This window comes from Leptolyngbya sp. AN10 (assembly GCF_050565645.1).
In the GTDB taxonomy this organism is placed as follows: domain Bacteria; phylum Cyanobacteriota; class Cyanobacteriia; order Leptolyngbyales; family Leptolyngbyaceae; genus Leptolyngbya.
This window is the reverse complement of the sequence record NZ_JBNXVP010000025.1, coordinates 94,317-104,177: the sequence shown is the minus strand read 5'-3', so window position 1 is coordinate 104,177 and position 9,861 is coordinate 94,317. Positions and strand designations below refer to the sequence as shown.

Sequence of the window (9,861 nt, the reverse complement as noted above, 5' to 3'; positions counted from 1 at the left end):
AAGTCGTCGGTAATTGCATAAATCGCTATAATTTCGTCAAGCATTTTTCTTCTCTTCAAGGGTCAACATCTTGAAGAGATTTTATTGGCTTTGCTCCCTGACCGCTTCTAACTAGCAACTTGGGTTACTAGACGAATTGGAGAGATGAAATATTTTTATCTGCATGGATTTGCATCGAGTCCACGATCGACAAAAGCTCGTCAATTAAGCGATCGCTTCCAATCCCTTCATCTCTCCCTCGAAATCCCCGATCTCAATCAAAACGATTTTCAACATTTGACCTTGACTCGGCAAATTCAACAGGTCACAAATCTATTACAAGAAGAGCCTGTAACGCTGATTGGTTCTAGCTTTGGAGGATTAACAGCAGCTTGGATTGCTCAGGAATGTCAGAACGTCGATCGCATTATTCTCCTTGCACCTGCGTTTAATTATTTGAATCATTGGCTTCCGACGATCGCGCCTTCTGAATTGGAAAAATGGCGATCGGGGAAGCCAATTTTGATTTATCACTATGGCAAAGGGAAACCATTACCCCTGGATTACGAAATTGTTGCAGATTTAGCGAAGTATGATGAAACGAAACTTCAGAGAGCGAACCCAACCCTGATATTGCATGGAATTCGAGATGAAACAATTTCGATCGAAGAAAGTCGATCGTATGCAAGATCTCGATCGTGGGTTGAGCTGATCGAATTAGAAAGCGATCATAGTTTAGTCGATCAAGAAAACGCGATCTGGCAAGCGATTCAGCGATTCTGTGACATCGAATCGTAAAGAATTTTGTCGATCGCCGCACACAATGGTAAGCTAATTTCACTAGAACAAATAGACTATTTCGACCCCAAATCTTTTAGACAGGAGGTAAATCTACTCAAAGGTAGGGTTTACAGAATTCGGACTTCTGAGTAATTATCTATCTTGCAAGTGACAAGTTCATGGTTCAACTTTCGCTATGTTTGAAAGATAGCGAAACTCAAAGGTGAATTCTGCTACTGTCCAGATGCTGGAAATTTCTACGCCAGCAATACACAACTAAGTAATTGTTTCCAAGGTATTTAGCATGGAACCTGAAGTGAAAGAAATGGAAGCCCCCGCCGTCGTTGAGACCCCTTCAACGATCAAAATGGATCACGCTGGATCGTTAGCCCCGATGTCTTCGGATGCAAATAGCGAACAGTGGCGCGAAATTGCAGAGAAAACCTACTCGGTTTTGGCAACGCTGCCTGAATACATTGGCAAATTTTTCACCGAATATCGCAAGCCGCTCGTGACAGTTGGTTTGATTTTTGGCTCGATCGTATCGGTCAAGCTTACCCTCGCACTCTTGGGCGCGATCAACGATGTGCCGCTCTTACAGCCGACTTTTGAACTCGTCGGACTCGGTTACAGCATTTGGTTCGTGTATCGCTATTTGCTCAAAGCCTCGCACCGTCAAGAGTTAGGGCAAGAATTCAACAAGTTAAAAGATCAAGTGATCGGGCGTGTCAGCCAGTAGAATTTCTTAAAAATCCAACAAAACAAGAGAGGGGTGTCTGTCTGCCCCCTCTTTTTGTTTGAAATACAACCCCGATCGCGCTTCTTTCCTCGCTTGACCTTTGTGCATTCATCCTTCATAGTTTCTTGATGTCAGGATTGTTCTATTCCTTGACGAGATGCGCCTTGTCAATCTGAAAATTTGAATCAAAATTAGGTCTACGATCGTATTCTCCATTTAATGCAAAATTTATCTACTATGCAGGTTTGTAAACAGTTTTTTGGATCAGCAGTCGCGATCGGCGTTCTGAGTTTGGTCGCGCTGCCTGCGTTTGCCCAATTGAGTGATACCCAAGTCGATCGCATTGTTGAAGCGCTGCGCCAAGCTTCAAAGCCAGAGAATTCAAACACCGGATTGTATAGCGATTGGCAAGTGAGAGCTTCCAATATTCCTCGCTGGTCAAAACAGTGTGGCGGTCGAGAAATTACTCCGGCTGAATTTCAGGCAAATCCGGGAACGGCTCGATCGATTGTCACTTGCGTCGTGCGTGATGTGCTGAAACGAGATGCAAGAGCGATCGGGAATAATGAAACGATCGCGGTTCAGCGAGTTGCAGCTTGGTGGATGACCGGGGATTCTAATCGATTCGGTTCTCGCGAGATTGCTCCTTACGTTCAAAGAGCACTGAGCGCTTACCAAACTGCATCAGCAGCAAAACCAGCAAGGCAAGACTCTCTTTACGGGCGGTATATGAATGCGGGCTATGATGCGGTTCAGCGAAAAGATCAGAAAACAGCGCGGCTCTACTTTCAACGTGCATTAGACGAACGCCCACAAGATCAATTTGCACTCCAAGCCCTTCGCAATCTTGGAACTGCTCAAGGCAATCCCAACCGCACTCCAATTACTGAAAAACCCAATCGCTAATTTACCTATGAACCTGATTAAATACTCGGCTGCACTTTTGAGTAGTGCTGTTTTACTCACGGCAAATGGCGCGATCGCTCAATCGGCTCAATGGACAAGAATCGCCGAAAATTCTGTAAAAGATCGATTCTTTGTCGATGCCAGTTCGATTCAGCGCAATGGCTCGATCGTTTGGTATTGGGAATATCGCGAGTTTCCAGAAGCGAATAATGCTTTGCTTGATGTGAAGGTCGATCAGCCTGTTCATGGTGCGGTGATTCGGTGGTCAGCAGATTGCTCTAACGGAGCGCAGCGGTTGAGAAAAGTGAACGCCTACACCACGAATCGGAAGCTGATTCAGAAGTTTGACTATGGCAATGATGGAATGTTGCTTCGACCCCAAGCGGGAAGCAGTACGCACAAAGTAATGGACTACGTTTGTCGATCGTCGCAAAAGAGATAGCAATTTTCCGTGTTTGCAACTTCTAGGTTACAAAGGAAAGTCGGTTCGCCAGATATGCGCTGCTCTTTGAGCTAGTTGCCGTTGTCGAGCCGCAAGGGTATTCGGAGTCCATTCCTCTGACAAAATGCTTCGCGTAAGTTGATATACGCTCTGTTGATAACTCTCCCGCTTAATCTCATAAAGCTCATTGCCAATGCGACGATTAATGTTAGGTTCTAGAGGTGTCAAATTGCCAATGCGGTAAACCATCTCCTCCATTTGAGCATCCGTAAAGTTTTGCTGCCAGTCCCTACCAGGTGATTCGGGTAAGATGTGTTCGATAGAAAAACTGTCTTCATTTACATCAATGTGCGACGCATCTGCTTCAAGTTTGCACAGAATATATCTCACTAATTTCTTCTTCTGTCCTTTTGTAGAGATTGAGAGCAAGGAAAAATCTTGAACGAATTTCTCGTCTGAAACATATGCAGAACGAAGACTATCAAAGACCTGTTTTGGATTAGTTATTTCGCCATTCGTAATCGAAATGGCTACCTTGTTATAAAGTATTTCTAATTCGCTTGGATTCAGACTACTGACAATGGTGTAGCGAAAAGAAAGTACAGATACAAGTTTTAATAAGCGAGTGAAATTTTCAGGCGAGAACCTCTCGTATGCAGTAAATAAGGCAGGGTAAGCTTGCTTAACTCGAAATAATTCAAGTTCGCGAATATAAGGTCGATTTGCTGCCGCATCGCGCCAGAACTCATCGTTAGAGTTGCTTAATGCAATAAAAAGACTGCTATAGTTTTCAAGCTGATCAAGTAGTTCAAATGCTTGTTGACCATTCTTGATCGAAGCACGAGTAAGCTTGAATAACCGTTCACGTCTTACCCTTGTTTGTTGTAGGCTAAGATAGTAGCGAAGAAATTCAGGAAACCTTTCCATCTGAACCGTATTGATAATTCTCCTCCATTGCCTTTGCGCCTCTTGCAAATCATCGGGTCCTTGGAAGAGGGAGAACAAATAGTTCTTCAACAAATCGGTTGAACTCAGCTCTATTCCCCTAGCATTTAAAGTTTCAAAAACGGTATAAGCATTGAGTTCATCTTCAACACTGATTTGAATAAACAGTAGTCTTCGAGCAACAGTATCAGTTAAAAATTCAGCTAACTTTTCCCCATCGTGAACAATATCTTTAAGCTCTTCTAAATGACCTGAGAAATACTGGAAAGCCTGCCAAAGCAACTGATTAGACTTTGAGAGAGAATGGACATTTAGTGGTTTTCTAAGATTAATGAGATTGCTTTGATAGAAGTCGTTGTTATTCTCATTCAGAAGAAGTTTACTAGAGTAGCGAAGAGAGCGTGGATCTCGATCGCTTAAGTAAGTACGCTTTAGAATTTCCTGGCGTTCTTGATTGGCTTCCTTTTGCTGTTCTCGCTCCACTAATTTTTGAATTTTTTCGATCACGGCAACCGCAATGATACTAAGTGTTGCTAAGCGCTGTTGCCCGTCAATAATGGTGAACTCTTTATCTGAAGTGCTAGAACTTTGAAGAACAAGCGCACCCATATAATGACTAGAATCGGGGTTTGTATGAAGCACTAGAATGTCTTGCCAAAGGTCTTCCCAGTTTTCTTCATCCCAGGAATAATCGCGCTGAAAAAGTGGCACCCTATAAATCTTCCCATTGCCGATTAAGTCGCCGAAGCTGGTTGTACGGGTCTCTAATAAGTTAATTCGAGGCATAGATCAAGAGAGTGTACCGCGTTCCCTTCTAAGGTATCAGGAGTGCGCCCAATTGAGGTGGAAGAATATCGCGTTGATAACCGCAACACCTTGAAGTATTCTTAGTGAGTTGTTATTTGGGATCACAGCCCCAAATCGACTGCGATTCGGTGAGCGCAAGCAAATCCTGAGAAAGCGACTGCGTTTAAGCCCTGTCCGGGGAAGGTGCTGTCACCTACACAATAGAGATTCGCGATCGCAGTTCGATTAAACGGCATTCCAAGCAATCCAAGCAATTTGCGAGAAGGGACAGGTCCATAAGTGCCATTGTCTCGCCCTAGAAAGCGGCGATGGGTTCTCGGTGTGCCGACTTCTTGGAAATCTAAACCTCGATCGAGATCTGGAATGATTTTGGTTAATCGATCGATTAGTCGATTCGCTGCTTGTTCTTTTTTCTCAGCGTATTCACTCGGAGAAAGGCTTTCCCATTCCTGCATCCAACTGGGTGTAAAGGTGTGGATGATGTGATGTCCTTCCGGTGCAAGACTCGGATCGAGCAGCGTTGGAATCGATACAAAAATCGTTCCTTGTTCTGCTTCCATGTCATCCCAGTTTTCTAATAGGATGTGATGGCATTCGATTCCCGCAGGTAATGACTCAGCCTTCACTCCTAAATGTAAACTCAGGAAACTTGGGGATTGTTGATAGCGTTGGCTCCATTTTTTCTCAGAGTTTGGCTTTTGTGTAGATGGAAGTAATTTCTCGAATGTGTCCCATCGTGTTGCATTTGATACAACTCGTTTTGCTCGAAATGTGTCACCGGATGCTAATTTCACGCCTACGGCACGATTGTTTTCGGTGAGAATTTCTGTGACTCTGGCTTTGTATTTGATGTGACTGCCAGCGTTTTCTAATCCTTCAACTAATTTCTGGGCGATTTGACCAACTCCGCCCTTGGGATAGTTGATGCCGCCGTAATGTCGATCGCTAAAAACCATTCCTGCATTGATCACTGGAGTACGATCGGCAGGCACAACTGACCAGATGTAGCACTCGGCATCAATGAATTTTAGAAGTTGCGGGTCTTTAATGTATCGACGGGCAAGATCTCCAACATTTTGAGGCAGATATTTCACTAATCCTAAACAAGCAAAGGGATGCTGAAAAAAGACGCGGGTGAGATACCCAATCTCTTCGAGTGAAAGCAATTCCATCGCATTCAGGCAGTTAAACACCTTCCAGCATTCATCGTAAAATTGCCGAATTCCCTTTTCCTCGTGTGGGAAGTATGCGGTCAATTCCTGCAAAAACTTTTCGTAATCGCGATGAACTTTTAGATCTAAGCCATCGGGCAAGTGATAGTGAACTTGAACCGGATCAGGAATCGTCTCGATCGACATTCCCACGCCATCTAGAGCACGAGTTAAGAGATTCGTCGTTCCCTTATCTCCGAATCCGAAAATCATTGATGCGCCGACATCAAAACGGTAGCCATCGTCTCGATCGAACGATCCTGCACTGCCACCCGGAATGAGATAGCGCTCTAAAACTAAAACTTTGGCTCCTTTGGCTGCGAGTTGGGTCGCGGTGACTAATCCACCAATCCCAGACCCAATCACAATCACATCGTACTCGGTAGAACTCATGAAACCTGCGATCGCTCAACTGTATAGATTTCAGTGTATCGAGATTCGGGCATGATTTGGTGACGAAGTTCTTTCCTGTGGGGGAGACTCGATCGCAGAATGATCCCCGAAACTAGATCCCATCGAATTTAGGAGTTTCGGATGGCTTCTCCCACTCGTTTAACTGGATTGGATTTAGTCGATTGTGCGAGAGCGAACGCTAAACAAGGAATCGAAACCGCAGCCCATCTTTGCGGGTATGGAACGGATTTGGCAGGATTCCGATCGGAGTTGAAACAAGCCTGTGATCACATGAGAATCGAATTTCATGAACTGAGTGATTTGGTTAAAGATCAGCCTGTTGCAGTGACTTTAGATGGCGTAATCGTTGAACCGGATTCACCTGGAGAATTGTGAAATACTAGACTTCTTGCCTGAATGTCTTGGAGAATCAATATCAGGTGTTTCTGATAGCATTCTGGTATGTCCCTTGTTTCAGTTCTTGCCGAATACATGACAGGCGAATTCGAGAATCAGAGTCAGGCGAGAGACAGTCCGACTTGGTTTGTACATCTTCGGTTGTGGCAGCGATCGATTCAATTGTTTGAAGAGCCAACGATTTTCGCTGAACAATCGAATGTGTTGAAGTTAGATCAGCCGTATCGACAGCGATTGTTACGATTGCAAGAAACTGAGGATGGATTGAAGGTTCAGTACTATCAATTCAAAGATCCAAGCCGTGTCAAAGGTGCGGGACAGCGACCGGAATTGCTCGATCGATTAACGCACGAAGAAATCGAACTGCTTCCGGGCTGTACGTTGAATGTTGCTGTGAAAGCGATCGCTCAAGGCTATCATTTCGTTGCATCGCCGCCAGCCGATTCGCGCTGTGTCTTCTCACTTCAGGGCAGTACGATTCAGGTGGCTTTGGGATTTGAAGCGATGTCTGAGCGGTTTTTGAGCTACGACAAAGGAATCGATCCTGAAACACAGCAACCGATTTGGGGCGCGTTGATGGGCGCGTATGAATTTCAGAAAGTTAGTCGGTAAAAATCGACTTTAAGCGCTGAAGTGCAGTTCTAATTTCATCGAGTTCGGTTGGCGTTAATCGATCGAACTTCTGTTTCAAGTAAGCGATATGAATGGGGAAAATTTTCTCAAACAGTTTCTCACCTTCAGGAGTCAGAACGATTAAGAAACAGCGACGATTTTCGGGGGGAACTTCTCGCCGAACGAGATTTTTCTGTTCTAGTCGATCGATAATTCCGGTCAGTGTTCCTTTTGTCACTAGCGTTTTTTCAGCCAGTTGATTCATGAACATACCAGATGTATTGCCCAAAGTACAAATGACATCGAATTGTGGCGGCGTTAAACCCGTTTCGCGGATGTGGGCTTCGTCGTAAGCGCAGAATGCTTGGTAAGTAGTGGCAAGTTCGCGCATCGTTGAAAGAAAGGGTTGTTTTGCAGCGGTTTTGGCATCGAAAGAAGTCTCAATTTTCACAGGCGAATCTCAACTGAGGTTTTACTATTGTACATCGAACTGTTTTGGTTAGAACTATTATCCTTTCACACCGCTTCCGGCTTCAGTCGGCACAATGTAGCGCTGCATGATGAGGAAAAAGAGCAGAATTGGCACGATCGAGATGACTGATCCTGCTGCAATCAATCGCCAATCGAGTGTAAACGTCCCAGCAAGTTTGGAAACACCGAGCGGCAACGTGAAAAATTCGGGTCGATCGACAACGAGAAGAGGCCACAGAAAATCACTCCACGAGCCGATAAACACAAAGATTGCTAAAGTGACCAACGCAGGACGAATTGATGGGAGCATGACATACCACCAGATTCCCAGTTCTGAGCAACCGTCCATTCGTGCCGCTTCTTCGAGTTCTTTTGGCACACCTTGAAAGGCTTGTCTGAGTAGAAAGATTCCAAACGCAGAAGCAATTCCAGGAAAAATAATCCCAAGATAGCTATTAATTAACTCTAATTTCACCGCAAGAATATACAGCGGAATCATCACAATCTGAAATGGAATCAGAATCGTCGAGACGATCGCGCTAAAAATAATTTCTCGCCCTGCAAACGTTAATCTTGCTAATGGATACGCTGCCAGTGAACAAAATATTAGATTCAACGCAACGGTTAATCCTGAAACCAACGTACTGTTAAACAAATATCGTCCAAATGGATTACTTTGCCAAACGGTAATAAAATTCTCTAACGTTGGCTGTTTTGGAATGAATTGAGGCGGGAATTGAAATAGATCTTCAGTGGGAGATTTGAACGAAGTACTGACAAGCCAGACGAGTGGAATCAGCATCAAAACCGCGATCGCGCTCAACAAACTATAGGTCAGTATCGATTTTGAGATGCGGTCGCGCATGGGCTTTCATCCGTCCGTGAACTGATTGTCAATCTTATCCGAATTTGAATTTACTTCGTCGCGACCACTGCTAAATTCCAAGCCATTCGCTTCATCAGCGGCAGTTTTTTCAAAACTCGATCGAGCTTTTCCAATCGCAAATAGGTTTTCTCTAATCTCGCTTGTTCAATAATAATTTTCTTCCAATAGCGTTCTTTGTTCGGATTCACTTTTTCAATCAGATAAAACTGTAGAAAAATCCAAAGCGTTGCAATCCAGAACGTATCGTAATTTGTTTGAGAATAAAGCGATCGAATAAAATCCACAATGCTAATATCGAGCGGCGTTTCGTCTTCAGTCCGCACTTCGGTTGCCATGCGTCGATACACATTAATCACTGGATTATGTCGCAACGGGTCCCAGAAACAAGCCTTTCCACCCGGTTTCAAAATCCGATGTATCTCTTGCAGTGTAATCTTCGGATCAGGAATGTGATGAAGCAAATTCGAGGCGTAAACAATATCAAAAGTATTGTCGGGAATGTCGATCGACATTGCATTGATCACGCGACCTTCAATCTGTACCCCATTTCGCTCTGCTAACTGAAGCGCCACATCCACCATACCCGGCGAATAATCCGATGCCACACACCGCGCCCCAAGCCGAGCAAAATAAACGCTATTTTCACCTGCTCCACACCCAAGATCGAGCAATAATTTTCCGCGAACATCACCAAGCTGTTTCAGAATAAAGCGATTTTCGGGAGCCGTACACGCTTCAAAATAATCAGCCACTCGAATGCCATCGACATCGATCGTGCTTGCCCATTGGTCATGAAACGCCTGTTCCCGGCGCAGCAAATCATCTTTCATTGTTTGAGAGAAATAGCGATCGTGTTTAATCCTAATCGAGATTTAGCAGTAGAACAAAGATAAAGCGGTAGAGTAAAAGTAAAAGTTGAAGTTCGTTGCTATGAAAGAATTTACGATCGGTGAAAAAGTTCGCCTCGTTTCCCTTCCGCCTTATCTCAAAACGGCTGATCCAATGCCGATGTTACGTCCAGCGGATATTTTGCAAGTGGGGGACGAAGGAACCGTTCTCGATCGAAGACCCGGCGGATATTGGGGCGTTCGGTTTGTTAAAGGCGCATTTTTGCTAGATGATCAGTATTTGGAATCAGTCTAGAGTTCTATTCATCTTTGTCTGTGTCAGTCTTTTTCCACGGATTCTTAGTGCCCATCTCCGTATATGCAGAGAGAATTAGATACAGAATGAGGACACCCACGCCAATTAAGAAAGAAGTCAGTTCGCTCAT

General features: G+C 44.4%; 12 protein-coding genes. 7 read left to right on the top strand and 5 right to left on the bottom strand.

What is annotated here, in order from left to right; all coding sequences use genetic code 11:
• Window positions 1-144: 144 nt before the first annotated feature.
• The 4 genes from ACQ4M5_RS28265 (at window position 145) to ACQ4M5_RS28250 (ending at window position 2,846) form a co-directional block, all read left to right on the top strand.
• Window positions 145-777, top strand: coding sequence for a YqiA/YcfP family alpha/beta fold hydrolase (locus tag ACQ4M5_RS28265; protein ID WP_430679099.1), 633 nt, complete (start codon window positions 145-147; stop codon window positions 775-777).
• 286 nt (window positions 778-1,063) lie between these two features.
• Window positions 1,064-1,498 (top strand): CAAD domain-containing protein, encoded by a 435-nt coding sequence (locus tag ACQ4M5_RS28260; protein WP_430679098.1) that lies wholly within the window; start codon window positions 1,064-1,066, stop codon window positions 1,496-1,498.
• A 237-nt stretch (window positions 1,499-1,735) separates the two neighbouring features.
• Window positions 1,736-2,404: a hypothetical protein gene (locus ACQ4M5_RS28255; protein ID WP_430679097.1), complete on the top strand. Its 669-nt coding sequence runs from the start codon at window positions 1,736-1,738 to the stop codon at window positions 2,402-2,404.
• 7 nt (window positions 2,405-2,411) lie between these two features.
• Entirely contained in the window at window positions 2,412-2,846 is a 435-nt protein-coding gene (locus ACQ4M5_RS28250; RefSeq protein ID WP_430679096.1) for a surface-adhesin E family protein, read from the top strand.
• A 27-nt stretch (window positions 2,847-2,873) separates the two neighbouring features.
• Here the strand turns inward: ACQ4M5_RS28250 and ACQ4M5_RS28245 are convergent, their stop codons facing one another.
• A complete protein-coding gene (locus tag ACQ4M5_RS28245; protein WP_430679095.1) occupies window positions 2,874-4,577 on the bottom strand; it encodes a DUF262 domain-containing protein in 1,704 nt (567 codons plus the stop codon).
• 122 nt (window positions 4,578-4,699) lie between these two features.
• A complete protein-coding gene (crtH, locus tag ACQ4M5_RS28240; protein ID WP_430679094.1) occupies window positions 4,700-6,202 on the bottom strand; it encodes a carotenoid isomerase in 1,503 nt (500 codons plus the stop codon).
• 141 nt (window positions 6,203-6,343) lie between these two features.
• On the opposite strand from crtH, the gene ACQ4M5_RS28235 reads away from it, so the two are divergent.
• The gene (locus ACQ4M5_RS28235; RefSeq protein WP_430679093.1) at window positions 6,344-6,598 is read left to right on the top strand and encodes a hypothetical protein; all 255 of its coding nucleotides are present in this window, start codon (window positions 6,344-6,346) and stop codon (window positions 6,596-6,598) included.
• A gap of 66 nt (window positions 6,599-6,664) precedes the next feature.
• The gene (locus tag ACQ4M5_RS28230; RefSeq protein ID WP_430679092.1) at window positions 6,665-7,231 is read left to right on the top strand and encodes a chromophore lyase CpcT/CpeT; all 567 of its coding nucleotides are present in this window, start codon (window positions 6,665-6,667) and stop codon (window positions 7,229-7,231) included.
• On the opposite strand, the gene ACQ4M5_RS28225 is transcribed toward ACQ4M5_RS28230, so the two are convergent.
• The 3 genes from ACQ4M5_RS28225 to ACQ4M5_RS28215 are packed head-to-tail and all read right to left on the bottom strand — an operon-like array spanning window position 7,221 to window position 9,418.
• Complete coding sequence (locus ACQ4M5_RS28225; protein WP_430679091.1) at window positions 7,221-7,682, bottom strand: MarR family winged helix-turn-helix transcriptional regulator; 462 nt, start codon at window positions 7,680-7,682, stop codon at window positions 7,221-7,223. The two genes, ACQ4M5_RS28230 and ACQ4M5_RS28225, sit on opposite strands and share 11 nt — an antisense overlap.
• A gap of 57 nt (window positions 7,683-7,739) precedes the next feature.
• Window positions 7,740-8,567: a carbohydrate ABC transporter permease gene (locus tag ACQ4M5_RS28220; protein WP_430679090.1), complete on the bottom strand. Its 828-nt coding sequence runs from the start codon at window positions 8,565-8,567 to the stop codon at window positions 7,740-7,742.
• A 50-nt stretch (window positions 8,568-8,617) separates the two neighbouring features.
• Complete coding sequence (locus tag ACQ4M5_RS28215; protein WP_430679089.1) at window positions 8,618-9,418, bottom strand: class I SAM-dependent methyltransferase; 801 nt, start codon at window positions 9,416-9,418, stop codon at window positions 8,618-8,620.
• A 100-nt stretch (window positions 9,419-9,518) separates the two neighbouring features.
• Between ACQ4M5_RS28215 and sipA the strand changes: the two genes are divergently transcribed.
• The gene (gene sipA / locus ACQ4M5_RS28210) at window positions 9,519-9,731 is read left to right on the top strand and encodes a regulatory protein SipA (RefSeq protein ID WP_430679088.1); all 213 of its coding nucleotides are present in this window, start codon (window positions 9,519-9,521) and stop codon (window positions 9,729-9,731) included.
• Window positions 9,732-9,861: the final 130 nt, after the last annotated feature.